The sequence below is a fragment of the Corynebacterium riegelii genome (assembly GCF_001263755.1).
GTDB lineage: Bacteria > Actinomycetota > Actinomycetes > Mycobacteriales > Mycobacteriaceae > Corynebacterium > Corynebacterium riegelii.
Map to the genome: position 1 here is coordinate 455,174 of NZ_CP012342.1, position 24,253 is coordinate 479,426.

The window sequence follows — 24,253 nt, forward strand, 5'->3', positions numbered from 1 at the left end:
AATTTCAAGAGATGAGAAGGTGGCTTGGTATGGCTAACAAGAACTACGACGATGAGGTGGATGTCCTTCTTGTAGGAGCCGGCATCATGAGCGCCACCCTGGGCGCAATGCTGCACGCACTGGAACCGGAATGGTCCCAGGTGATCTACGAACGTCTTGACGGCGCGGCACAAGAGTCTTCCTACCCGTTCAACAACGCAGGTACCGGTCACTCGGCACTGTGTGAGTTGAACTACACCCCGGAGAAGAACGGCCGCATTGATGTGTCCAAGGCGATGAACATCAATGAGAAGTTCCAGCTGGCACGCCAGTTCTGGTCCTACAGCATTGAAAACAATGTGCTGAAGGATCCGCGCGAGTTCATCAACCCGGTACCGCACGTGTCTTTCGCACAGGGCGAAGACCAGATTGGCTACCTCAAGCGCCGCTACGATGCGCTGAGCGCAAACCACATGTTCCCGGAGATGCAGTTCACCGAGGATCCGGCCAAGTTCACCGAGATGCTGCCGTTGATGGCCAAGGGCCGCGATTTCGACGCTGAGCCGGTTGCCGTCTCCTGGACCGATGTCGGCACTGACATTAACTACGGCGCACTGACCCAACAGTTCATCGACTCCGCGCAAGCTTCCGGTACCGAGGTTCGCTTTGGCCACGAAGTAACCAACCTCAAGCGCGAGGGCAACTTCTGGAAAGTCACTGTGAAGAACGTGCACACGGGCGACAAGAAGGTCACTCGCGCACGCTTCGTCTTTGTCGGTGCCGGCGGCTACGCACTGGACCTACTGCGCAAGGCTGGTGTCCCGGAGGTTCACGGCTACGCGGGCTTCCCAATCTCCGGCATGTGGCTGCAGACCACCAACCAGGAACTCGTGGAGCAGCACCAGGCGAAGGTCTACGGCAAGGCCAAGGTTGGCGCCCCGCCGATGTCTGTCCCGCACCTGGACCTGCGCGTGGTTGACGGCAAGCAGTCCTTGCTGTTCGGCCCGTACGGTGGCTGGACTCCGAAGTTTATGAAGAAGGGTTCCTACCTGGACCTGTTCAAGTCCATCCGCCCGGACAACATCCCGTCCTACCTGGGTGTTGCCGCCACCAACTTCAACCTGGTCACCTACCTGGTTGAAGAGGTCTTCCGTAACTTTGACGGCAAGATGGACGTCCTGCGCGAGTACTACCCGGACGCAGATCCGAAGGACTGGACCGAGGTTGTTGCTGGCCAGCGTGTGCAGGTGATCAAGCCGACCGCTGCTCCGCGCTTTGGCTCACTCGAATTCGGGACCGCACTGGTCAACGATCAGAGCGGCAGCATCGCCGGTATCCTCGGCGCATCTCCGGGTGCATCGATTACCCCAGCTGCCATGCTGGAGCTGCTTGAGCGTTGCTTCGGTGAGCGCATGATCGAGTGGGGCGATACCCTCCACCAGATGTTCCCGACCTACGGCAAGTCCCTGAAGCGCGACAAGGCCGCCTACGACGAGCAGTGGGCATGGACCCAGAAGGCCCTGCAGCTGGAGCAGGAGCGTCACCTGGACGGCTCGAAGTAAGCAGCTGCGGGATCCCAGCGCAAGCTAGGTACCGCAGAACGTTCGAAACGGGAAGGCGCCTTCGGGCGCCTTCATCCATTCCGGGCCCGCATCCGGGTTGAAAGGGTCTTGGGTTGCGCGCGCCAGCTCCAAAAACGGCTCGAGGTTGCTGTTTCGTTCTGCCTCTACGATGGCGCGCTCCAGCATGCCGTTGCGTGGCCCAAACACGATGCCGTTGAACTCAAAGAGGTCCTCTGCCGCAGCAAGCTCTTCGGGGTTGGGCACTTCGGCATTCCAGGCGGCGTCCCAACGCTGCTGCGCCTGACCAAGAATCGACTGGGCCGTGTCTTGATCCATCACCCCAAGCAGTGCCTCCGCTAGGCGGGCCACGTTCCACACCGCGATCGATGGCTGGTGACCAAAACGGTAGCGGCCCTGGGCGTCGATGGAGGAAAACACCGCGTCCGGGTCATACGTCTCAGTAAAGGCGCATGGGCCGTAGTCGATGGTCTCACCGGATAGTGCCGCGTTATCCGTGTTCATCACCCCGTGGACAAACCCAATGCGCATCCATTTGGCTACCAACGCAAGCTGGGAATCAAGCGTGTGCTGCAAAAGCGCGACAGGGGAGTCGAAGCCTGCTGCACGGATGACCTTTTCCACCAACTCCGTGGACTGCGTCGCGGCGTATTGCACCGAACCGATACGCAAGTGACTTTTGGCTACACGCACCACAATGCCGCCGGGTACCCCGCCCTGCCGGCGAATCACATGCTGGCCGGTGCTGAGCACCGCCAGCGAACGCGTCGTCGGAATACCCACGGCGTGCATGAACTCTGAAACCAGGTACTCGCGCAGCATCGGCCCGATCGCACCAGCGCCGTCGGAGCCAGGGCGGGAAAACCCAGTCAGGCCCGAGCCCTTGAGCTGGATTTCGTAGCCGCCCTGGTCGCCGGTGGTGGGAAGGTTGCCGAGGAGGGTGGCGCGGCCGTCGCCAAGCAAGGGCACAAACTGGCCGAACTGATGGCCGGAGTAAGCCATGGCATGACCACCCTGGGAACCGGCAAGCCACTGCACTCCGTCATGACTGCGCAGCCATTCGGGGTCCAACCCAAGCTCTCGCGCGAGCGCCTCATTGAGCACCACTAGCTGCGCGTTGGCAAAGGTAGTGCCGGGCTGAGGTTGTGCCATCTCGGGCAGCATTTCTGCGAGCGTGTGGGCAAGCTGCGGTTGGTTCATGCCACCACCCTAGACTTGAGCCCTATGAGAAACGGTCACATCACCCTTGTTGGCGGCGGTCCCGGTGCCTGGGACCTGCTGACTATTCGCGGACTGCGCGCCTTGGAGGCGGCAGACGTGATTCTTGCAGACCACCTCGGGCCCGCCGCGGAGCTGTCGCAGTTTCTCGACCTTGAAGGCAAAGAGGTCGTCGATGTAGCCAAGCTGCCGTACGGACGCCAGGTGGCGCAAGAGCGCATCAATGAGCTGCTCGTGCAGTACGCGCGCGAGGGCAAGCAGGTGGTGCGGCTCAAGGGCGGTGATCCGTACGTGTTCGGCCGCGGGTTTGAGGAGCTCCAGGCCTGTGCGGCTGCCGGCTTGGAGTGCTCGGTGGTGCCCGGGGTGACCTCTGCAGTGTCGGTGCCGGCTGCGGCAGGTGTTCCGGTGACCCAGCGCGGGGTCACACACGCGTTTACGGTGGTCTCCGGGCACTTGCCGCCGGGGCACGCGAAGTCCCTGGTGGACTGGGGAGCATTGGCTCAGGTCGGGGGCACGATTGTGGTGGTGATGGGCGTGCGCAACGTCCGCGCTATTGCCTCGGCATTGCTTGAAGCCGGCCTTGCACCGCAGTGCCCGGCAGCGGTGATCCAGGAGGGTGAGACCGCAGCGCAACGCGTGTTCTTCGCCACCGCCGACACGCTTGCCGATGTCATGGAGGAGCACTCCGTGACCAACCCCGCTGTCTACGTCTTCGGGGAGGTGGCTGGCCTTGCGCACGCTGGATAGCTTGATTTGGGAGCTTTCGCTTGACGACGCCACACGCCCGCCATCGCATGCGCTGATCTGCCAGGATCCGACGCTTGATCTCACACGCGCGGCGATTGAAGCTGGCGCGTCGGTGACGTTTCTGGATCCGGACTACGCGCGCTGCCAGGAGGCTGCCGCACTGGGTGCGGCGGTGGTGGGGGATCAGCGCCTGGATACGTATCTAGCGGGGGCTCACGGCTCAATCGTTGCGTTGGGAGAGATGCCGAAATCTCTTGCCCGGGTGGACTACATAGCACGCTCTATTGCTGGCGCTGGCTATACGGATGTGCGCCTTGTACTTGGCGGCAACAACAAACACCTGTCGCGCGGCATGAACACTGTCCTGGAAGCGTCGTTTACGTCTGTTGCTGCATCCCGTGGTCGTGGGAAGTTCCGCTGCCTGGTTGCCTCTGGGCCGCGCGAAGTGACCTACGAGCCAGTCGTTACCAATGGGCTTGTGGCTATCGGTGGCGTGTTCTCCGGGGCAAAACCAGACCGGGGCGGCGAACTGCTGCGCTCCTGCCTGCCTGCCGAACCCGGGCGCCTGCTGGACTTCGGCTGTGGCAACGGCTCTGTTTCCCGTGGTCTTGGTGGGGTGGCCACCGATGCTGATGCGGACGCCGTGCTTTCCGCGCGCGCCATCGGCCTGGAGGTCACGTGGGACGACGCCGGCTCTCGGTTTGCTGATGGCTCCTTTGACACCATCGCGCTCAACCCGCCGTTTCACGACGGTACTGCGGTTGACGCGACGTTGGTGCAGCGGTTGCTGGATGCGTCGAAACGCATGCTCGCCCCCGGAGGGGCCCTGTACATGGTGCACAACTCGCACCTGCGCTATCGGCCGGAAGTCCAGCGACGCTTCGACTCAGTGGAGCAAGTGGCGCGGGATAATACCTTTACGGTGCTTCGGGCGACGCCATAAATGTGGTACCCTTTTGCGGTACGACAGTAAGGAGGGCGTTATGTCTATCAGTGCGTCTGAAGCTCGGCGTACCTTGTACCCGCTTATTCAGCAAGTGAACAACGATCGCGATGCAGTGGAGATTGTTTCCCGTCATGGCAATGCAGTACTTATGTCTGCCGAGGATTACGAAGCATGGCTTGAAACCGCGTACCTGTTTAAAACGCGAGAAAATGCTCGCCGATTGACGCAGGCATATGAGGACGCACTCAACGGTGCCGTAGCAGAGCACGACGTTGACTTAGATGTTGAACTAGATGCGTAATGCGGCTGGTTTGGACTAGCCACGCGTGGGAAGACTATTTGCATTGGCAGGCCAATGACAAAAAGATGCTCAAACGCGTCAATCAGCTGCTGCGTGATACGCTGCGTGACCCTTTTGAGGGGATAGGCAAGCCTGAGCCTTTGAAATATGGTGCTGAGGGTGCTTGGTCACGAAGAATTACGCAAGAACACCGACTGGTCTACGTGATTGTTGACGGGGATCTTGTAGTCTTGCAGGCGCGTTACCACTACTAGCCCAAGAGCTTGGGCAGGGCGTTAGCTGCGGTGTCTTCAACAACCACCGTGGCCAGGTGGGAAAGGTCCGTGCGCATTGGGGTGACCTCAATAATCGGGATCTCGCGTGCATGAGCCATCAGCGGCAAACCAGCTGCGGGGTAGACCACGCCCGAGGTACCAACAATCAGCAGGGCATCGGCCGTGCGCATGCGTCGTTCCGCCTCACGCCACTCCGCTTCCGGCAAGGCCTCGCCGAACCAGACGACACCTGGGCGAATCAGACCACCGCACGTCGGGCATGTCGGCGGGGTAATCGTTGGAACCGGCTCGTGGGGCAGTGCAATTTCGGCGGTATAGGGCTCATCGCAGTCGGTGCAGCGGAAATCAAAGAGCGAACCGTGCAGGTGCACCACGTTGTTGCTCCCGGCGCGCTCGTGCAGGTTGTCAATGTTTTGGGTGGTCACCGTAGTTTTTGGGCAGTTCGCGATGGCCAAGTGACCCGCGTTCGGTTGCGCCTGCTGGGCCAAGTGTGCGCGCCAGAGGTACCAGGCGAACATGGTGTCAGCGTCCCGGTGCCAAGCGTCGATGGAGGCCATTGCCTGCGGGTCCACGTTTTCCCACAGTCCGGTCTGCGCGTCGCGGTAGGTGGCAATGCCGCTATCCGCACTCACGCCAGCGCCGGTAAACACCTCGATGTGTTTGGCGTGGCTGAGGATCTCGCGTGCTTGGGCAAGACTCTGGGCAAGGTTGGCAGATTGGCTCATGGCCTACAGGCTATTGATCAGATCCAGTGCTTGCTCGCGGTACGTGAAATTCTTTGTGCCCTCCACGGCGTCACGCATCACATCAAGGTAGAAAGGGTCCGGGTCTGATTGATAGCGGGCAAGGGCATCACGCGCGATGTCTGTAGGCAACAAGCACTCTGTGGGCACCCCGTAGATACCTAGGCCAGCATCTTTCGCACGAGCTTCGGCGGCGCGCATCGTGGACGTGAACTTGGTGTTGGGCTGAAACTCTACGGCGCGCGCGAAACCGTCGGCCACCATCACCTCGTTGACAAACGTGCCGTCCTGCTTGTACACCCCCGCAAGGTCCCGGCCGTAGCGATCCACCCGCTCAACGTCATAGACCAGGTTCACACGTTCCCCGGGAGTGATGAGGGATGCCAGGTGCTTCGTCGACTCCTCGTAGAGGCACTCCTCTTTTTCGGGAGTGTCAATGTTGAGCAGGCGTACGCGCGTCTCTTCGCCGGAGTGGGTAACTACGATGGTGTCACCGTCCACAATCTTGCTCACTACCACCGCGTCTTCGTCCTGGAGCATGCGTACGGCAAGCGCAATGCCTGCGATACCAACCACGGCAATAAGAAGTGCGATAACAAGGCGCAGCGTGTTGCGGCGAGCGCTCCGCTGGGGCTTTGGCTGGGTTTGCTGCTGGACTCCGTGCATCACAGCAGCACCACCAACACAACAATCACGATTAGGCAGGCGACGATCGCCCACATGATCCGGCGCATCAGGCGCTTGCCAACCGGGTGTGCGGTATTGATCTGGATCTTGCCGGGCTCAGCAGGCATGATGCTCACAGGCATCGGGTCCAGCGGCTCTTTGTAAAAGCCCATCGACGCCTTCAGTTTCAGTCGCTCCACGCGCTTCTGCTCCTGCTCATCGGGTGGTAGCTGCTCCCAGGAGGAACCCGACTTGTGCATAATGCGTATCGACGCCGCAATCGCGTACATACAGTAGACCACAATTCCCACAATCCACAGTGGCGTGGGCATCAAACGCGGGAAACACATCATCAGCTGCGCCGAGGCCAGCACTAACGCCGTACCTACCGCCATGTGCCCCAGAAAATCGTTCGTCTTGTTCAACAGCGCAGTGACGCGCTGCGCTGCCGTTTCGGAGTAGGGAAGCGCATCAGCTTCCGGGACCTCGCGACGCCTTGTGGCAACGTCCGCAGGCAGCGCACACGCCGCCATCATCGCCGAGATAGCCAGACCGATCCACAGCGCGCCGCCAACACTAAGCCACGTCTTGTCCGCCCAAGCATCCACACCGCTAGGGCCGATATGGATCGGCACCGGCTCCGGAATCGAATCCCAGCGCAGGAGGAGATACGCAAACGTTGCAAGGTAAATGCCAACAGAAATAAGAAGGGAGCGGCGCATGTGCATGGGTGTAAACGTTACTGCACGTGCTACTGCACGCGTTTCGGACGGCGCCGCTCACGCAAGTACTGCCCAAGGTACGGCTGCGCAAACTCCACCAACCCCCACCCCGCGGGCGTAATCAAGTCACGGTCAATCAGCTTCTGACGCGTGTCACTTACCGACGTTGTCGTCGTCCCCATCAACTCCGCCACATGTGCAACCGGCACCTCAGGTGTGCCGGCTTGCTCCTCTAACAGCGCCATCGTCTGCAAGAACTCCAGCTGCTTCGGCGGCACATCCCGCAACGCAGGCTGGTGCACCTGCAAGCCAAGACGCTCAACTGCGTCTGGGGTAGCGAGGGTGATCACGTTGGCGTCGATAGTAGAAAGCGAATCCTCTACTGCCCGCTCCCAGGCAAGGAAACCAAGCAACTGCACCAGATAGGGATACCCCTGACTCAGCTCAGCCGCCTGATCCGCAGCCGCGAACACAATCCCGCCCTCTTGCGATGTCTCCTCGAAGGCGCGTCGGGCGTCGTCCAACGTCAGCGGGCCCAGCTCATAATGGCGAGCACGGCGCAAAAACGTCGCGCCGGGCAGATCCAACAACTGGTTGATGCCGCGGGTCAGCCCCGCCATGGCTACCGCCACCGGAAGGTCATCGCGCACCAGATCCTGGTAAGCAATGGCAATCTGGGTGAGGTCATCAGGGTCAACGTCCTGGACCTCATCGATGGTGATCAGCACGCCGGTGTCATGCAGCAGGTCGATCAGCCGACGCAGCTGCGTAACCAGCCGTTGGGCTGGCTCACTATCGGTGATGTGGGTACTGACCGACCCAATGCCAGCTACGGAAAACCCGGTCAGCTGTCGTTTAGGGCGCTCCTCTAGACGAGCGATTGCCTCGGGGATGGTGGACTCCACCAGCACCTGCTGCATGTTCTCACGAGCAGATGCGCGCAACACCACCCAGCCTTGCTGGATGGCAATGTCTTCAAGCTCCGTCAAAAGCACAGTCTTGCCAATGCCGCGAGAGCCCGAAATGAGCAGTGAGCGATCCGGGTTGCCGGGACCACCCTGCAGCGCGCGGCCGAAATCTTGCAGCACGGCGTCACGCCCAGCCCAGACGCGAGGGCTGGCGCCGAATGTGGGGCGAAACGGGTTGTGCATGTCCCGCATCTTAACACCGCTACCGATTGATAAATTGATAAATTCGGGTCGGTTGATAAATTGATAAATTGATAAATTTTCCTGCGGTTATACCAACAGTGTGAGCTGTTGGCCGTCGATTCGTACCTGGAAACCCTCCGCGGAGGCCAGATCTGCCACGTCGCTGATGCTTGCGGCGTCTGCAATATTCGGAGCCATGGCGAGCGAGCGCGCAAGCTCGCCCTTGTACTGCTTATTAAAGTGGCTGACCACCTTGCCAGTGTCCGCTTGCTCCACCCGCACCGTCATTGCGGAAGCCAGCGGGCCTAACTGTTGGTAGGCGCCGGAGCGCATATCCACCACGAAATCCTGCTGCGCCAGTTGCTCGGTCACAGCCTTGCCCCACCACGCCTTCATGGTTTTGTTGTTCACCTTGGATCCGGCGGAGACGCGGTAGCGGGGCACGTGGTCGTCGGCAAGCAAAAGCCCAAAGAGCGCTGACCCGACGGCGAGGTGGCTCAGTGCGTCGGCAGGCAGTGTGGCGGCATCGAGCGCGTCATAGAGCACGCCGGTATAGCGCTGGATGGCTGGCATGACTGGGGCGTCGCGTAATGCCAGGTTCTCCTCAGCCTCAGCGCGCTTGGTGGCTGGGATTTTTAGCTGGTCCATCATGGTTTCAACATCGACGGAGGCCAGTTGGTCCATGAGCGCTTGACGGATCGGGTCCAACTCCGGGAAGGACAAACGCATGGGGTCTAACTGGCCGCCGGGGGCTTTAGTTTCAGACGGGGGCAGCACGATGAGCATGCCAAAAACCCTAGCGCTAGAATTTCTGGTCATGATCACACGCCTGTCCACACTGTTCCTGCGCACGCTGCGCGAAGACCCCGCCGACGCGGAGGTACCCAGCCACAAACTCTTAGTCCGCGCCGGCTACGTGCGCCGCGCCGCACCTGGTGTGTACTCCTGGCTGCCGCTTGGCCTTCGCACGCTGCGCAAGATCGAAGGCATCGTGCGCGAAGAGATGGACGCGATGGGCGCCCAGGAGCTGCTCTTCCCGGCGCTGCTGCCGCGCGAGCCGTACGAGGCAACCAACCGCTGGGCCGAATATGGCGATGACCTGTTCCGCCTGAAGGACCGCAAGGGCGCAGACATGCTGCTGGGCCCGACGCATGAGGAGATGTTCACGCTCCAGGTCAAGGACCTGTACTCCTCATACAAGGACTTCCCGGTCACGCTGTACCAGATCCAGACGAAGTACCGCGATGAGGCGCGTCCGCGCGCTGGCATTTTGCGTGGGCGCGAGTTTGTGATGAAGGACAGCTACTCCTTCGACATGAGCGACGAGGGCCTGGATCAGTCCTACGCGAACCACCGTGCGGCCTACCAGCGCATCTTTGATCGCGTGGGCATCCGCTACGAGATTTGCCAGGCCACCTCTGGCGCTATGGGCGGCTCCGCATCCGAGGAGTTCCTCGCGTACTCCGAAAACGGCGAAGACACCTTTGTTATCTCCACTGCGGGTGATTACGCAGCCAACGTTGAGGCTGTGGCCACGGTTGTGCCTGAGACTCGCCCAATCGAGGGGCTGCCAGAGGCTGTGGTGCACGATACTCCGGCCTCCGAGACCATCGCTGCGCTGGTTGAGTGGGCGCAGAGCGCAGGTGTGCTTGTAGAAGGCCGCGAGGCCCAAGCCGCCGACACGCTCAAGTGCATGATGATCAAGGTCAACGACCCACGTGCGCTGGATGAGGACGGCAAGCCGGTTGGCCCGCAGCTGGTCGGTGTGTTGATCCCGGGTGATCGCGAGCTGGATGAGAAGCGCCTGGAGGCATCGCTTGAGCCGGCCACCTTTGAACTGGCCAGCGAAGAGGACTTTGCCAAGAGCGAGTTCCTTGTCAAGGGCTACGTTGGCCCGCGTGCGTTGAATGCTAATAAGGTGCGCGTGCTCGCTGACCCGCGTGTGGTGGAGGGCACCGCCTGGATTGCTGGTGCGGACGCTCCGCAGAAGCACGTTGTTGGTCTCGTAGCTGGTCGAGATTTCAGCGCGGACGGGTTTATTGAGGCAGCCGAGATCAAGGAGGGCGACCCGTCGCCGTCCGGCAACGGCACTGTCGAGCTTGCCCGCGGCATCGAGCTGGGCCACATCTTCCAGCTGGGCCGCAAGTACACCGAGGCCATGGACGTGCAGATTCTGGATGAAAACGGCAAGCGCGCCGTGCCCACCATGGGCTCCTACGGCATCGGTGTCTCCCGCATGATGGCGGTTGTGGCTGAGCAGCGCCACGACGACAAGGGTCTGGTCTGGCCGGTAGAGATCGCCCCGTACCAGGTGCACGTTGCGGTGGCGAACAAGGACGCCGCAGCACTTGAGGCAGGCGAGCGCCTGGTAGGTGAATTTGATGCCGCAGGGCTTGAGGTGCTTTACGACGATCGCCCGAAAGTCTCCCCAGGCGTCAAGTTCAAGGATGCCGAACTGCTTGGCATGCCGTTCGTGGTGATCCTGGGCCGCTCCTTTGCAGATGGCATTGTGGAGCTGCGCATCCGTGGCGGCGAAACGCTTGAGGTTCCCGCAGACGAAATCGTGGACAAGGTCATCGAGCTCATCCGCGGCTAGATACTCCGACCTGCGCTTTTAATCGCGCTGGGCACTTTTAAGCGTGCTGGGCGTGGGCGGCGAGTTGGATCGCCGCCTTGCGCCAGGACTTCGACTCCGCGTCCGCGGCAGCTAAACGCCACTGTTTAACAAGGTCACTGTGCATCGTTTCGACGAGCTCAGTGGCCTCTTGCGTTGTCGTGGGCTCTGCATACCCTTCCGCAAACGTGTAGCCGGCCGCAGGTACCAGATCCTCGCTAAGCACCTCAGTCAGCATTCCAGTCAGCACCTCTGTGCGTTCGTGGGATGCCTCGCGCAGGTCCACAATGCGCGTGCGCAGTGCACCGTCGGCGTACGCCAGTGCGATGCCAAGGCCGTAGTCCATCGCGTTTTCTGCGGCGAGGAGGTCGGTGGCTGCTTGCAGTGAGGCGTCGTGAGTAATGGGGCTCTCGATATCTAGCTCGACCGGCTCAAGCGCAAGCGCATCGATGGCCTGAGCAACCACCAGGTCAACCGAATCTGCCGGTACCTTGTCGGCGGCAGTAACGGTGTGCTCCAAAAGCGCGACGGCATCAGCGGCGGCCGGAAGGTCGGTGTCGCCATATCCGACGTTGCAGGACTGCGGGGTCTGTCCAGTTTCGTCGGTGCCGCACAGGCGCAGTGCTTCGTCTTGAAGCTGCTCGCTCTGGGACTTGCGCAGTTCGGTCCACGCATTCTGGTCCTCGGACCACACCCAATCCGCAGAGGCTTGCTTGGCCAAGGACATGATTTCGCCGTTGGCGCGCGGGCCGACAACATCCATCACTGTGCAACTGGTCAGGAGCAATGCGGCTGGCAAAACAAGCAACTTCTTCACCCGCTGCACGTTACACGCTAGGTTTAAGCCATGGCATTTCCCACAAATAACGAACTTGAACAACTGGTAGCCCCTGTTGCGCAGGCGTACGCGATGGACATTGAGCACATCCGGACCGTCAAGGCGGGCAAGAAATCGCAGGTTGTTATCGCGCTCGACTCGGATACCCACCCGACGTTGGACGAGTTGGAGGAAGTGTCCAATGAGCTTTCCACGCTTTTCGACGCTTTGGAGCAACGCGGAGAAGTCAACTTCGGTGCCGGCTACACGCTAGAGCTGACTACACCTGGCGTGGATATGCCGCTGACGCTGCCGCGACACTGGCGTCGCAACCGCGGCCGTTTGGTTAATGCCGCTGGTCAGCTCTACCGCGTTGGTGCGCTGAACCAGGATGAAACTGAGGTGGTGGTCATTCCTTCAGGCTCCAAAACGCCGGTTGCGCAAGCCATGCCGGTTTCGGAGCTGGCGGGCGCAGTGGTAGAAATTGAATTTAAGAAACCGCCAGCTGCAGAAGTTGAGCTGGCGGAAAAGGACTTCGAAGAGGTGACAAGTGAATATTGATATGGAAGCCCTCAGGGCGATTGAGAAGAACCAGGGCATTGCGGTTAGGGATCTGCTGGAGACCATCGCAACTGCACTGCTGTGGGCATACCGTGACTACCGCGAGGTGCCGTTGGAGGAGCGCTCTGAGCCGCGCATTGACATCGACGTGGCTACGGGAGACGTTGCTGTGCTGGTCACGGAACGTGATGAGGACGGCGAGGTCATCTCTGAGTACGACGACACTCCGGTGAACTTCTCTCGCATCGGCGCAGTTGCGGTGCGTGACGCGATTAAGAAGAAGCTGCGCTCTGTAGAGGCTGGTCGTGTCTACTCCGAGTACGCGGAGCTGGAGGGCACTGTGGTCTCTGGCGTTGTGGAGCGCGACGCGATGAAGGAAGCACGTGGTGTCAGTGCCGTTGCAATCGGTACTGAGGCTGCGCCCCAGGACGGCATCCTGTTGCCGGCGGAGAAGATTCCAGGGGAGCGTCTCGTTCATGGTGACCGCATCAAGGCGTATGTGGTGGGCGTGAACAAGGGGGACCGTGACGTTATGGTCAATCTCTCGCGCACCCACCCGGAACTGGTACGCGGCCTGTTTGCGCTTGAGGTGCCGGAGGTTGCGGACGGCAGCGTTGAAATCGTTGGCATTGCCCGCGAGGCTGGTCACCGCTCCAAGGTTGCGGTGCGTTCCGCAGTCAAGGGCGTCAACGCCAAGGGCGCCTGCATTGGCCCGCGTGGCTCGCGCGTCACCAACATTATGAAGGAACTCGCTGGCGAGAAGATTGACATCATTGATTACTCGGATGACCCGGCGGCGTACGTTGGCAATGCGCTTGCGCCGTCCAAGGTCATCAGCGTTGAGGTCACCGACCCAGCCACGCAGACCGCGCGTGTGATTGTTCCGGATTATCAGCTCTCCCTTGCCATTGGTAAGGAAGGCCAGAACGCCCGTTTGGCAGCGCGCTTGACCGGCTGGAAGATTGACATCCACTCGGATGCAGATGTCGCCGAGGAAACCGCCGCAGGCGAAGCGCAAAACTAGGCAGTTACAAATTTGTCGTTTAGTGGCGTATCCTTGAGGACGGCTTAAAAACCGTTTCCGTGCGACGAAAGGTCACGTATGCCAATCCGTATCCGGACCTGCGTCGCATCTCGCAAGCAGTTGCCCGACACGCAGTTGCTGCGAGTCGTTGCGGATCCGGACGACCCGGGTCGCGTGATTGCGGATCCTGCTCGGTGCCTACCGGGTAGGGGTGCGTGGATTACGCCAACGCTGGAAGCGTTAGAGCTGGCGGAGCAGCGCCGTGCGTTTGCTCGGGCGCTTCGCTTGTCCACACTCGTGGACGTGAGTCATGTACGTGAGTACCTTTCAAGCGATTCACACCAAGACCCACACGTAGATAGGAAGACCGAACACTGATGAGTACGCGACCATGAAGCAGCATCAGCGATGAAAGTCACTGACCATATCTAGGGGTATGTAGCTTTTCCGGCAAGACGTTGGAAAGCACGTGCTCCTAGCGAACAACCAAGGAGACACGTGCCCGGAAAGCTACGCGTTCACGAACTGGCTAAACAGCTCGGCGTAACAAGTAAGGAACTACTGGCAACCCTCAAAGAGCAGGGTGAATTTGTAAAGACCGCCTCGTCCACCATCGAACCTCCGGTGGTGAAGAAGATGAAGGCCTACTATGAGGCCCAGTCCGGTGGCGGCGAAGAGGAAGCAGCTGAGGGCAAGCCTGCTGCTGCGAAACCTGCGGCAAAGCCTGCTGCTGCAAAGCCGGCGGCTGCGAAACCTGCTGCCGCAAAACCTGCTGCACCCAAGCCCGGTGCAGCCAAGCCTGCTGCAGCTAAGCCTGCCCAGCCGGCCAAACCTGCTGCCGCAAAACCGGCAGCACCGAAACCTGGTGCAGCGAAGCCTGCTGCAGCTAAGCCGGCTGCAGCTAAGCCTGCCCAGCCGGCCAAACCTGCTGCCGCAAAACCGGCAGCACCGAAGCCCGCGCAGCCTGCAAAGCCTGCCGCTGCAAAACCGGCAGCACCGAAGCCGGGCGCGCCGAAGCCTGGCGCAGCGAAGCCTGCTGCAGGTGGCCCGACCCCGGGCGCTATGCCACGTCCTATGCCCAAGCCGGGCGGGCGTCCGCGGGTAGCGAACAACCCGTTCTCTTCGAACACGGGCGGGCCGCGCCCCGCACCGCGTCCAGGTGGCGGCCGTGGCGGCAACCAGCAGGGTGGCGGCCGTGGTCGTGGACCGGGCCAGGGCGGCGAGCGCGCTGGTCAGGGTCAGGGGCAGGGACGCCGTCCGTCTCCGGCGGATATGGCGGCGCACCCGTCACCAACCCAAATGCCATCCAAGTCCGCAAACGTTGGACGCGGTGGCCGTGGCGGCCAGGGCGGTCCGGGCCGCGGTCGTGGTGGCCAGGGTGGTCCCGGCGCTCCGCGTGATGGTTACCGTGGTGGCCGCGGCGGACGTCGCGGCGGTACCGCAGGTGCATTCGGCCGTCCAGGCGGTGCACCGGGTCGTGGCCGTAAGTCGAAGCGCCAGAAGCGCACCGAGTACGAGGAGATGCACGCACCAAACGTCATTGGTGGTGTGCGTCTGCCGGACGGCGGTGGCAAGACTGTCCGTCTGCGCCAGGGTGCGACCCTGTCGGACTTCGCTGACAAGATCGGTACCGAAGCATCGAACCTGGTCCAAGCGCTGTTCAACCTCGGTGAGATGGTGACGGCAACGCAGTCTGTCCCGGAAGAGACGCTGCAGCTGCTCGGCGCCGAGATCAACTATGAAGTACAGATCGTCTCGCCTGAGGACGAGGACCGTGAGCTGCTCGAATCCTTCGACCTGCAGTTTGGTGAGGACGAAGGTGGCGAAGAGGCGCTTGAGCAGCGTCCGCCAGTGGTGTCTGTCATGGGCCACGTTGACCACGGTAAGACCCGCCTGTTGGACTCGATCCGTAAGGCGAACGTGGGCAAGGGTGAAGCTGGTGGCATCACCCAGGGCATCGGTGCGTACCAGACTGAGGTCACGCTCGATGGTGAGACTCGTAAGATCACGTTCCTGGATACCCCGGGCCACGAGGCGTTTACCGCCATGCGTGCCCGTGGCGCGAAGTCTACGGACTTGGCCATCCTGGTTGTGGCTGCTGATGACGGCGTGATGCCGCAGACCGTTGAGGCGATCAACCACGCCAAGGCTGCGGACCTGCCGATCGTTGTAGCCGTGAACAAGGTGGATAAAGAGGAAGCTCAGCCGGACAAGATTCGTGGCCAGCTCACCGAGTACGGCCTGGTGCCGGAAGAGTACGGTGGCGACACCATGTTCATCAACATCTCTGCAAAGCAGGGCACCGGTATTGATGAGCTGCTCGAAGCTGTGCTCTTGACCGCAGATGCAGCGCTTGAGTTGACTGCCAACCCGGACATGGATGCCCAGGGTGTGGCTATTGAGTCCCACCTGGACCGTGGCCGTGGTCCGGTCTCCACCGTGATTGTTCAGCGCGGTACGCTGCGCGTCGGTGATTCCATCGTGGTCGGCGGCAACTTTGGCCGCGTGCGCCGCATGGTTGATGAGTGGGGCAATGACGTCGAGGAGGCGGGTCCGTCCCGTCCAGTACAGGTCCAGGGCCTCAACGGCGTTCCTGGACCAGGCGACAACCTGCTTGTGGTTGAGGATGACCGTGTGGCACGCCAGATTGCTGCGCAGCGTGATGCTCGCCAGCGTGCAGCTATGCAGGCTCGCTCCAAGAAGCGTGTGTCCCTGGAGAACCTGGACCAGGCGCTCAAGGAGACCAGCACCCTCAATCTCATCCTCAAGGGCGACAACGCCGGTTCGGTGGAAGCCTTGGAGGAGGCACTGCTCAAGATCGAGGTGGACGACGAGGTCGAGGTCAATATCATCGACCGCGGCGTTGGCGCTGTAACCCAGACCAACGTGCTGCTCGCAGCCGCATCCGATGCTGTGATTGTGGCCTTCAACGTTCGCGCTGACGGCAAGGCAACTGAGGAAGCCAATGCTGATGGCGTTGAGATCCGCTACTACTCGGTGATCTACCAGGTCATCGAGGAGGTGGAGAAGGCGCTCAAGGGCATGCTCAAGCCGATCTACGAGGAGCGCGAGCTGGGTGCTGCGGAGATCCGCCAGATCTTCAAGGCTTCCGCTGTCGGCCTCATCGCTGGTTGCATGGTTACCGAGGGCAAGGTCAAGCGCGGTGCGAAGCTGCGCCTGGTCCGCGACGGCAACGTTATTACTCCGGACGCGACGATTGAGTCGCTGCGCCGCGAGAAGGACGACGCTACCGAGGTTGCCAAGGGCTACGAGTGCGGCATGGTGCTGTCCTACCCGGATATCCAGGTGGGCGACATCATTCAGACCTACGAAATGGTGGAAGTGCCGCGCAACTAGTGCGCCACTAGCGCACAATGAAGGCACAGTTAGCGCTCAACGAAAGGGAACACAATGGGTGAGAATCCGCGCGCAGCGCGCTTGGCAAAGCAGATCCAACAGATCGTGGCTACCGCGATCGACCGGGAGATCAAAGACCCGCGTATGGAGCTGATTACGGTCACCGACACCCGAGTGACAGGTGACCTGCATGACGCAACCGTCTATTACACGGTGCGTGGCCATGACATTGATGATGAGCCGGATCTGGACCAGGCCGCTGAGGCCCTGCACCGAGCACGTGGTCAGATCCGCAAGATCGTCGGTGATGCGTTGAACGTGCGATTCACGCCTACCCTGACGTTTGAGTACGACAGTATCCCGGGGGCGTCGGCAAGCATGGAAGAGCTCCTGAACCGCGCACGTGAGCGCGATGCGGAACTTGCACGCTTGCGCGAAGGCGCAAAACCAGCGGGCGATTCGAATCCCTACAAGGAGTAACGCCTGGTGGAGTCACTGTTTCCAGAAGAAGCGCAGGCGTTTGCGGCGGTGGCCGCGCGCCTGTGTGACGCGCATAAGATTGCCGTGGTAGCGCACGTCAAACCCGACGCTGACGCTGTCGGTTCTGCCTGCGGTTTGGCTGCTGGCCTGCGCCAACTTGGTATAGAAACCAGCGTGCACATCGGCCAGACCTACCCGCATGCGGGAAACCTGGATACAGTGCCCGGAGTTGATGACGTGCTCTACGGAGCATGGCTGCCGGATGACGCACTAGTGGTCACAGTTGACTGTGCCTCGCTTGACCGCACCGGCTTGCTGCAAAATGCGATTGCGGAAAACCCGGAACGCGTGGTGGTGATTGACCACCACGAAACCAACCCTGGGTTCGGCGGGATGAACCTGATTGTGGATGCTGAGTCCACAACCACCATCATTAGTGAGCTCTTCCGCCACATGGGAGTAACTATTGACCGTGACATCGCGTACTGCCTGTACGCGGGACTGGTGACGGACACCGGTAACTTCCGGTGGGGAAGCCCACGCATGCACGAGCTGGCGGCGCAGTTGCAACGCCACGATCTGAACACCCGTCAGATTGCTATGGACCTGATGGATTCCATCAGTGCAGAAGACTTGAAAATTATGGGTGCAGTGTTGGCTGACCTGCACACCTACCGTGAAAAAGGTCTGACGGTTTCCGTGATCGCGGTGCCGGCAGAGGCGCTGGCGCGTATGAGCCAGACGGCAGTAGAGGCGATTATTGATTACGCCCGGGCGTTGCAAGGCTCAGACGTTGGTGTGGTGTTTAAGCAACAGGCACCCCGGTATTGGGCAGTGTCACTACGATCCACCAAGATCGACGTATCTCAGGTAGCCGCAGCGCTTGGCGGCGGCGGTCATATCCCAGCGGCTGGCTACTCGGCCACTGGCAACCTGGATCAGATCACACGCGACCTGCTGCAGGCACTTCCGGAGTAGACACGAAGAGTTTATGAGCACGCGTCGCATCCTTGCGTTAGCGCTGCCGGCACTTGGTGTGCTTGCGGCGAATCCGATCTACCTGCTTTTAGACACAGCAGTTGTTGGACGCCTTGGCACTGCTGAACTGGCAGCACTTGCCGCAGGCGTAGCCATCCAGTCAACGGTTACAACCCAGCTGACCTTTCTGTCCTACGGCACGACAGCGCGCAGTTCGCGCATGTTTGGCGCAGGCCGCCGCGACCAGGCCGTGGCAGAAGGCGTCCAAGCAAGCTGGGTTGCGCTCTTAGTCGGACTAGCGTTGGCCACCATCGTGTGGGTGTTCGCCCAGCCGTTGGCAATGGCGCTATCCGGAAACTATGAAACCAGCCTGGAGTCCGCCCGCTGGATGCGAGTTGCAGCGTTTGCCATTCCACTGACGCTGCTCATCATGGCCGGCAACGGATGGATGCGCGGTGTGCAGAACACGCGCCTGCCGTTCTGGCTGACATTGTGTGGGCTGATACCTGGTGCGGTTCTGCTACCGATACTGGTGCACCGTTTTGGGTTGGTGGGCTCTGCAATAGCCAACGTGATTGGCATAGGCATTACAGCCAGCTTGTTCGTTGCAGTGCTGGTGCGCGAACACCTGCGGTACTCGCGAGATTTCGCGCCACAGTTTGATGTGATTCGCCAACAGCTGGTGTTGGGGCGCGACTTGATTCTGCGCTCTATGTCGTTTCAAATCTCGCTGCTTGCCGCAGCCGCGGTTGCCGGGCGTTTTGGAGTGGCAGCGCTGGCGGCCCACCAGATCCTGCTGCAGTTGTGGAACTTCCTTGCGCTGGTGCTCGACTCGCTTGCTATTGCAGCGCAGACGCTGACCGGCTCCGCGCTGGGCACAGGCGACGTGGAACGTGCAAAGGAAGTAGGCAACCAGACCACGCGCTTTTCTACCGGGTTTGGTGTGCTGCTTGCAGCGGTATTCGCGCTGTTTGCGGGTCAAATCTGGTCGCTGTTTACCAAGGACCCAAGCGTGCATAGCCAACTGCGCGGGCCGTGGATCTGCCTCGTAGCCATGATCATTGTGGGTGGCGTGGTCTTCGCCCTAGACGGGGTGCTCCTTGGCGCGTCAGACGCCGCGTTTTTGCGCAACCTGACCATCGCCTCAGTACTTGGCGTGTTTTTCCCCATCACGCTCATGTCCATCGCGTTTGGTTGGGGGCTGACTGGCATTTGGGTGGGCCAGCTTGCCTCCGTGGTCCTCCGGTTGATTGGCGTAGTCGTTCGCTTCCGGTCCATGAAGTGGGCACGCTAACCTAGACGCCATGACCACACTTTGGGCAGTGAGCGATTTGCATGCGGCGGTGAAAGCCAACACGCCACAAATCGACGCAATTGAACCAAAGGATCCCTCTGATTGGCTGATTGTGGCAGGCGATGTGGCGGAACGTCATGACCTCATCGTGCGCACTATGGCCAAACTCGCACAGCGCTTTGACACGGTCATTTGGGTTCCCGGCAACCATGAGTTGTTTTCACGCTCAGCTGACCGCCACCGTGGACGTGACAAATACACGGCCCTTGTGCAGTCCATGCGTGAGATGGGCGTAATCACCCCAGAAGACCCGTATCCCGTGTTTGGTGGGGTGACGATCTGTCCGCTGTTCACGCTGTATGACTACTCATTTCGGGGCCCCGGCATGAGCGTGGAGGATGCGGTTGAAGCTGCCCGCAAACGCAACATCATGATGACGGATGAGTTTGCAATCGCCCCGTTTGTAGACGTGCGTGCGTGGTGCTGGGATCGCTTGGCCTACACCACGAAGCGCCTGTCACGTATCAGCGGTCCTACGATCCTGATCAACCACTGGCCGTTGGTGCAGGAGCCAACGTTGAAGATGCGCTGGTCTGAGATCGCGCTGTGGTGCGGCACTCGCCACACCCGCAGCTGGCCGCAGCGCTATAACGCCCAGGCCGTGGTGTACGGGCACCTGCACATGCCCGGTGTGATGCAGGTAGATGGGATCAAGCACATTGAGGTCTCGCTGGGATATCCGCGTGAGTGGGAGCCTCGCCTTGAGCGCCCGCCTGTGCCATTTCCATACCCAGTGATGGAGGTGGGCCAGTGATGCAGGACCTGACGCTTTTCCCGCCTGCAGCGCGGGTGGTGTACCTACGCAATGATGATGCGAAGGATCTGACCAACTATCGGGACCTTTTGCCCGATGAGCGCGCTGCCGTCTCAGAGGCGGTGGATATGCGCAAGGGCGAGTTTGGGGACGCACGTTGGTGCGCCCACCAAGCCCTCAAGGAGCTTGGCGTGTCCACCCAGCAAGCTATTTTGCGAGGGGAGCGGGGCATGCCTCTGTGGCCTGCCGGCTTCACCGGATCGCTGACCCACACGGATGGTTTGCGTGCTGCGGTCGCGGCGCCGATACGTGAGGTGAGGTCCATGGGCTTGGACGCGGAGCCTGCGCAACCGTTGCCAGACGGCGTGATGTCACAGATTGCGTTGCCTTCGGAGGTTGAGACTGTTGAGCGCTTCCGTGCCCAGGGCAACATGTGGGCGGATCGCTTGTTGTTCTGTGCGAAGGAAGCCACCTACAAATGCTGGTTCCCGCTGACTCGCCGTTGGCTGGGGTTTGAGGAGGCAGAGATCGAGCTGCGTATCGACGGCTCGTTTACCTCTCACCTGCTCGCCCGACCAACACCCGCCGCATATTTTGAGGGGCGTTGGGTTGTCCGCGGTGGGTACGTGATCGCCTCGGCGTATCTTCAATAAACACCCTGTAGCCGCGGCCGTGAAGGCCCGGCTACAGCGTTGCTGGACGTGCCACGAACGTGGTGGCCAGGCGCTTGCCTTTCTCGCGCACCAAGGCCACTGCGCGCCCATCTGGGCCGACGGCCACGTGGACGCCGTCTAGGCCGCGAGGCGTCAGCCATTTGCCCAATGCGAGCGCGTCGTATTCCTCCTGGGTGACGTCAAGCACCGGCCAGCCCAGCTTCAACGCCTCATCCATGGAGTAGGTCAGTTGTGGATTCGCTTCAAGCTCTTCGAGCGTTTTGGCTTGGGTGGCGGGGTAGGGGCCGACGTTTAAGCGTCGTAAAGCAACCAAATGCCCTCCAACCCCAAGGGAGGCACCCAGGTCGCGCGCGAGCGAGCGGATGTAGGTGCCGGAGGAGCAGTGGACCTGGGCATCAATATCCAGGTGCTCACCGCGGCGAACCGTATGGGTAAAACTGTGCACGGTCACCGGGCGCGCTGGGATGTCCACCTCTTCACCTGCGCGAACACGCTCGTGGGCGCGCTTGCCGTCAATCTTGATGGCAGAAACTGCAGAAGGTTTCTGCATGATGTCGCCGGTGAGTGCGGCAATACCCTGATCAATCTGCTCGTCTGTGATGTGGCTGGTATCGGCGGTGGCAATGATCTCGCCTTCCGCATCATCAGTGGTGGTAGATGCGCCAAGGCGGATCGTGGTCTCGTAGACCTTGTCCGCGCCAACCAGGTGAGTGAGCAGCTTCGTGCCACGTTCAATGCCAGCCACCAGCACGCCCGTGGCCATGGGGTCGAGCGTGCCCGCGTGGCCCACTTTCCTGGTTTGGAAGATGCGCCGCAGGCGAGCAACCACATCGTGGCTTGTGAGACCGGCGGGCTTATCCACAATGACAAGTCCGGAAGCTGCGAGGGGATCAGTCATGCTTTCAAAGTATGCCGTAGTGTGTTGCGAGTGAAAGTTTTGCGCGGCCTCAGTGACATTCCGGCGGAGTTTGGGTCCTCCGGCGGCACCGTGGTCACCATCGGCGTGTTCGATGGTGTGCACCGCGGCCACCAACTGTTGATTTCGCAGGCGGTGCAGCAAGCCCGTGAACTGGGCGTGCCCAGTGTCGTGATGACGTTTGACCCGCACCCACGCACCATCTTCGCACCCGAGAGCTCGCCGCCGCAGCTGATGCCGTTTGCGCAGCGTGCGGAGCAGATTGCCGGTCTTGGCGTGGATTACCTGCTGGTGATTGATTTCCGTAAGGAGATCGCAGGCCTAAGCCCGCAGGCGTACGTGGAGGAGGTGCTCGTTGGTGCCTTGCACGCGCGCCACGTGTTGGTGGGGGAGAACTTCACCTTCGGTGCGGATGCGGCGGGTACTGCGCAGACGATGCTGCAGCTTTGCGACGAGTGCGGGGTTGCGGTCACAGTGGTGCAGTTGCTTGGCGACGATGAGGGCCACATCTGCTCAACCGCCATCCGCAATCAGCTAGCGCAAGGCAAGATTGCCGATGCGCGCGAATACATGGGCCGCGACTTCGCGGTGGTTGCGCCAGTTGAGCGCGGCGCAGGCCGCGGCGGGCGCGAGCTGGGATACCCGACGGCGAACCAGTACGTACCGGAATCAGCAGCCTTGCCTGGCGACGGGGTGTATGCCGGCTGGTTCACCGTGATTGACAACGGCGCGCTGGAAGGTGACATGGAACCCGGCGTGGCGTACCCGGCGGCGATTTCGGTGGGGACGAATCCGACGTTTGGTGATGAGCGGCGCAGCGTGGAGTCCTACGTACTGGACCGCGAGGCCGATTTGTACGAGCGACTGGCGCGCGTGGAGTTTGTGGCCAAGGTGCGTGACATGGTGAAGTTCGATTCAGTTGATGAGCTTTTGGAGAACATGAGCCGTGACGTAACGCGTGTGCGGGAGATTTTAGGCGCGTAACATGTGGCTCCATGACGATGAAGCTGATCCTGGACCTAGACACCGGCATTGATGATGCGTTGGCGCTGGCCTATGCGCTGGCCTCCCCGGAGGCGGAACTCATCGGCGTGACCTGCACGTACGGCAATGTGCTTGTGGAGGACTCGGTGCGCAACACGCTTGCGATCCTGGAGCTGTTTGGACGCACGGACGTGCCGGTGTTCGCAGGCCCGGGCCACGCTTCGGCGCAATCGTCTTTTGAGGTCCAGGAGATCTCCGCGTTTATCCACGGCAAAAACGGCATCGGTGAGGTGGAGATCCCGGATGCGCAGCGCGAGGCAGAGCAGCTCTCCGCGGTGGACTTCCTTGTGGAGTCTGTGGAGCGCTTTGGTGAAGAGCTGGTCATCGTGCCAACTGGTCCGTCCACGACTATTGCGGCGGCGATTGAGGCCTCAAACGTGTTCCGCGAAAACGCCAATATTGTCATGATGGGTGGCGCTTTGACCGTGCCGGGCAATGTCAACGGCTGGTCCGAGGCGAACGTCTACCAAGACCCTGAGGCTGCGGACAAGGTGTTTCGCCAGCTGCGAAACGTCACCATGATCGGCCTGGACGTCACCTTGCAGACGCTGCTGACCACCAAGGAAACCGCCGAGTGGTCGAAGCTGGGCACGGTGGGCGGCAACTTCTTGGCAGACATTACGAACTACTACATCAACGCCTACAAGACGACCTCGCCGCACTTAGGCGGCTGCGGGCTGCACGACCCGTTGGCGGTTGCCGTGGCGATCAACCCCGGGTTGGTGGACACCCTGGGTATCAACATGAAGGTTGACACCCAGGAGCCCACCCGTGGGCGCACGATTGGTGACGAGACGCGGCTGAACGACCCAGACAAGCACGCCGCCGTTGCCGTGCGCGTAGACACCGCCGCTTTCCTGGAGCAGTTCATGAACAGGCTTTCCGTTTTGGCGCAGTCCACGCCGGTGGTGTAGTCTCTTTTCGGTCTAGCGTCATTTGACTGTGGTTCGCGGCAGTCACGGCGAAACAACAGACTTTATTTCGAGCGCGAACTGAAAAACCCAAGGAGAACACTCATGGCACTGTCCACTGAGAAGAAGGCTGACATCCTCAAGGAGTACGGCCTGCACGAGACCGACACTGGCTCCCCGGAGGCACAGGTTGCGCTGCTGACCGAGCGTATTAACAACCTGACCGAGCACCTGAAGTTCCACAAGCACGACCACCACTCCCGTCGTGGTCTGCTGCTTCTGGTTGGTCGCCGCCGTGGCCTGCTGAAGTACCTGCGCGAGAACAACGTTGAGCGTTACCGTGACCTCATCGCTCGCCTGGGCCTGCGTCGCTAATTGGTGCGCCGCTAGATTTCGGCCCTCGGCTTAAAAGCTTCAACCGGTATCCCGTTTCGGGTGCCG

At 61.0% G+C, this 24,253-nt stretch carries 26 protein-coding genes; 18 read left to right on the forward strand and 8 right to left on the reverse strand.

Annotation, left to right across the window (positions count from 1 at the left end; genetic code table 11):
• The first annotated feature begins 29 nt into the window (after positions 1-29).
• Positions 30-1,541, forward strand: a complete 1,512-nt coding sequence (gene mqo / locus AK829_RS02140) for a malate dehydrogenase (quinone) (protein WP_052203842.1) — start codon at positions 30-32, stop codon at positions 1,539-1,541.
• 24 nt (positions 1,542-1,565) lie between these two features.
• Here mqo and AK829_RS02145 read toward each other — a convergent pair whose 3' ends face one another.
• On the reverse strand, positions 1,566-2,759 hold the full coding sequence (locus AK829_RS02145) for a protein adenylyltransferase SelO family protein (RefSeq protein ID WP_052203844.1): 1,194 nt from the start codon (positions 2,757-2,759) through the stop codon (positions 1,566-1,568).
• A 24-nt stretch (positions 2,760-2,783) separates the two neighbouring features.
• Here AK829_RS02145 and cobA point away from each other — a divergent pair, with 24 nt between their 5' ends.
• Genes cobA through AK829_RS02165 form a run of 4 tightly spaced genes read left to right on the forward strand, consistent with a single transcriptional unit; the run spans position 2,784 to position 5,025 of the window.
• Entirely contained in the window at positions 2,784-3,524 is a 741-nt protein-coding gene (cobA, locus tag AK829_RS02150; protein ID WP_052203847.1) for a uroporphyrinogen-III C-methyltransferase, read from the forward strand.
• Positions 3,508-4,467, forward strand: a complete 960-nt coding sequence (locus tag AK829_RS02155) for a class I SAM-dependent methyltransferase (RefSeq protein ID WP_052203848.1) — start codon at positions 3,508-3,510, stop codon at positions 4,465-4,467. The genes cobA and AK829_RS02155 overlap by 17 nt, the downstream gene beginning before the upstream one ends.
• Before the next feature lie 40 nt (positions 4,468-4,507).
• Positions 4,508-4,771 (forward strand): type II toxin-antitoxin system Phd/YefM family antitoxin, encoded by a 264-nt coding sequence (locus AK829_RS02160; protein ID WP_052203851.1) that lies wholly within the window; start codon positions 4,508-4,510, stop codon positions 4,769-4,771.
• A complete protein-coding gene (locus AK829_RS02165; protein WP_052203853.1) occupies positions 4,771-5,025 on the forward strand; it encodes a Txe/YoeB family addiction module toxin in 255 nt (84 codons plus the stop codon). Before AK829_RS02160 ends, AK829_RS02165 begins: the two co-directional genes overlap by 1 nt.
• Here the strand turns inward: AK829_RS02165 and AK829_RS02170 are convergent.
• The 5 genes from AK829_RS02170 to AK829_RS02190 form a co-directional block, all read right to left on the reverse strand.
• Positions 5,022-5,771 carry an NAD-dependent deacylase gene (locus AK829_RS02170; protein WP_052203855.1) on the reverse strand — a complete coding sequence of 250 codons (750 nt, stop codon included), beginning with the start codon at positions 5,769-5,771 and terminating at the stop codon, positions 5,022-5,024. The genes AK829_RS02165 and AK829_RS02170 overlap by 4 nt on opposite strands.
• Before the next feature lie 3 nt (positions 5,772-5,774).
• Positions 5,775-6,455, reverse strand: a complete 681-nt coding sequence (locus tag AK829_RS02175; RefSeq protein ID WP_052203857.1) for a thermonuclease family protein — start codon at positions 6,453-6,455, stop codon at positions 5,775-5,777.
• Positions 6,455-7,177 (reverse strand): DUF1648 domain-containing protein, encoded by a 723-nt coding sequence (locus AK829_RS02180; RefSeq protein WP_198147777.1) that lies wholly within the window; start codon positions 7,175-7,177, stop codon positions 6,455-6,457. The genes AK829_RS02175 and AK829_RS02180 overlap by 1 nt, the downstream gene beginning before the upstream one ends.
• Positions 7,178-7,206: 29 nt before the next feature.
• Positions 7,207-8,328, reverse strand: a complete 1,122-nt coding sequence (locus tag AK829_RS02185) for an ATP-binding protein (RefSeq protein ID WP_083439711.1) — start codon at positions 8,326-8,328, stop codon at positions 7,207-7,209.
• 87 nt (positions 8,329-8,415) lie between these two features.
• Entirely contained in the window at positions 8,416-9,114 is a 699-nt protein-coding gene (locus AK829_RS02190; RefSeq protein WP_052203863.1) for a YaaA family protein, read from the reverse strand.
• Between the two features lie 31 nt (positions 9,115-9,145).
• Between AK829_RS02190 and AK829_RS02195 the strand changes: the two genes are divergently transcribed.
• Positions 9,146-10,924, forward strand: coding sequence for a proline--tRNA ligase (locus AK829_RS02195; RefSeq protein WP_052206332.1), 1,779 nt, complete (start codon positions 9,146-9,148; stop codon positions 10,922-10,924).
• A 37-nt stretch (positions 10,925-10,961) separates the two neighbouring features.
• On the opposite strand, the gene AK829_RS02200 is transcribed toward AK829_RS02195, so the two are convergent.
• Positions 10,962-11,759, reverse strand: coding sequence for a DUF4439 domain-containing protein (locus AK829_RS02200; RefSeq protein WP_232305766.1), 798 nt, complete (start codon positions 11,757-11,759; stop codon positions 10,962-10,964).
• 30 nt (positions 11,760-11,789) lie between these two features.
• Here AK829_RS02200 and rimP point away from each other — a divergent pair, with 30 nt between their 5' ends.
• The 9 genes from rimP (at position 11,790) to AK829_RS02240 (ending at position 20,920) form a co-directional block, all read left to right on the forward strand.
• Positions 11,790-12,320 (forward strand): ribosome maturation factor RimP, encoded by a 531-nt coding sequence (gene rimP / locus AK829_RS02205; protein WP_052203865.1) that lies wholly within the window; start codon positions 11,790-11,792, stop codon positions 12,318-12,320.
• Complete coding sequence (gene nusA / locus AK829_RS02210; protein WP_052203867.1) at positions 12,310-13,344, forward strand: transcription termination factor NusA; 1,035 nt, start codon at positions 12,310-12,312, stop codon at positions 13,342-13,344. Before rimP ends, nusA begins: the two co-directional genes overlap by 11 nt.
• Before the next feature lie 78 nt (positions 13,345-13,422).
• Complete coding sequence (locus tag AK829_RS12095) at positions 13,423-13,722, forward strand: YlxR family protein (RefSeq protein ID WP_083279087.1); 300 nt, start codon at positions 13,423-13,425, stop codon at positions 13,720-13,722.
• A gap of 120 nt (positions 13,723-13,842) precedes the next feature.
• On the forward strand, positions 13,843-16,701 hold the full coding sequence (gene infB, locus AK829_RS02215; RefSeq protein WP_052203869.1) for a translation initiation factor IF-2: 2,859 nt from the start codon (positions 13,843-13,845) through the stop codon (positions 16,699-16,701).
• A gap of 54 nt (positions 16,702-16,755) precedes the next feature.
• Positions 16,756-17,181, forward strand: coding sequence for a 30S ribosome-binding factor RbfA (rbfA, locus tag AK829_RS02220; RefSeq protein WP_052203870.1), 426 nt, complete (start codon positions 16,756-16,758; stop codon positions 17,179-17,181).
• 6 nt (positions 17,182-17,187) lie between these two features.
• The gene (locus tag AK829_RS02225; RefSeq protein ID WP_157045276.1) at positions 17,188-18,159 is read left to right on the forward strand and encodes a DHH family phosphoesterase; all 972 of its coding nucleotides are present in this window, start codon (positions 17,188-17,190) and stop codon (positions 18,157-18,159) included.
• A gap of 13 nt (positions 18,160-18,172) precedes the next feature.
• Positions 18,173-19,453 carry an MATE family efflux transporter gene (locus tag AK829_RS02230; RefSeq protein ID WP_052203872.1) on the forward strand — a complete coding sequence of 427 codons (1,281 nt, stop codon included), beginning with the start codon at positions 18,173-18,175 and terminating at the stop codon, positions 19,451-19,453.
• A gap of 10 nt (positions 19,454-19,463) precedes the next feature.
• Entirely contained in the window at positions 19,464-20,267 is an 804-nt protein-coding gene (locus AK829_RS02235; protein ID WP_052203874.1) for a metallophosphoesterase family protein, read from the forward strand.
• Positions 20,267-20,920 carry a 4'-phosphopantetheinyl transferase family protein gene (locus AK829_RS02240; RefSeq protein ID WP_052203876.1) on the forward strand — a complete coding sequence of 218 codons (654 nt, stop codon included), beginning with the start codon at positions 20,267-20,269 and terminating at the stop codon, positions 20,918-20,920. Before AK829_RS02235 ends, AK829_RS02240 begins: the two co-directional genes overlap by 1 nt.
• Positions 20,921-20,951: 31 nt before the next feature.
• Here AK829_RS02240 and truB read toward each other — a convergent pair whose 3' ends face one another.
• A complete protein-coding gene (truB, locus tag AK829_RS12750; protein WP_052203878.1) occupies positions 20,952-21,839 on the reverse strand; it encodes a tRNA pseudouridine(55) synthase TruB in 888 nt (295 codons plus the stop codon).
• Positions 21,840-21,869: 30 nt separating this feature from the next.
• On the opposite strand from truB, the gene AK829_RS02250 reads away from it, so the two are divergent.
• The 3 genes from AK829_RS02250 (at position 21,870) to rpsO (ending at position 24,187) form a co-directional block, all read left to right on the forward strand.
• Positions 21,870-22,841 (forward strand): bifunctional riboflavin kinase/FAD synthetase, encoded by a 972-nt coding sequence (locus AK829_RS02250; protein WP_232305767.1) that lies wholly within the window; start codon positions 21,870-21,872, stop codon positions 22,839-22,841.
• Positions 22,842-22,852: 11 nt separating this feature from the next.
• The gene (locus AK829_RS02255) at positions 22,853-23,815 is read left to right on the forward strand and encodes a nucleoside hydrolase (protein WP_052203882.1); all 963 of its coding nucleotides are present in this window, start codon (positions 22,853-22,855) and stop codon (positions 23,813-23,815) included.
• A gap of 102 nt (positions 23,816-23,917) precedes the next feature.
• Positions 23,918-24,187, forward strand: coding sequence for a 30S ribosomal protein S15 (gene rpsO, locus AK829_RS02260; RefSeq protein WP_052203884.1), 270 nt, complete (start codon positions 23,918-23,920; stop codon positions 24,185-24,187).
• Positions 24,188-24,253 lie beyond the last annotated feature (66 nt).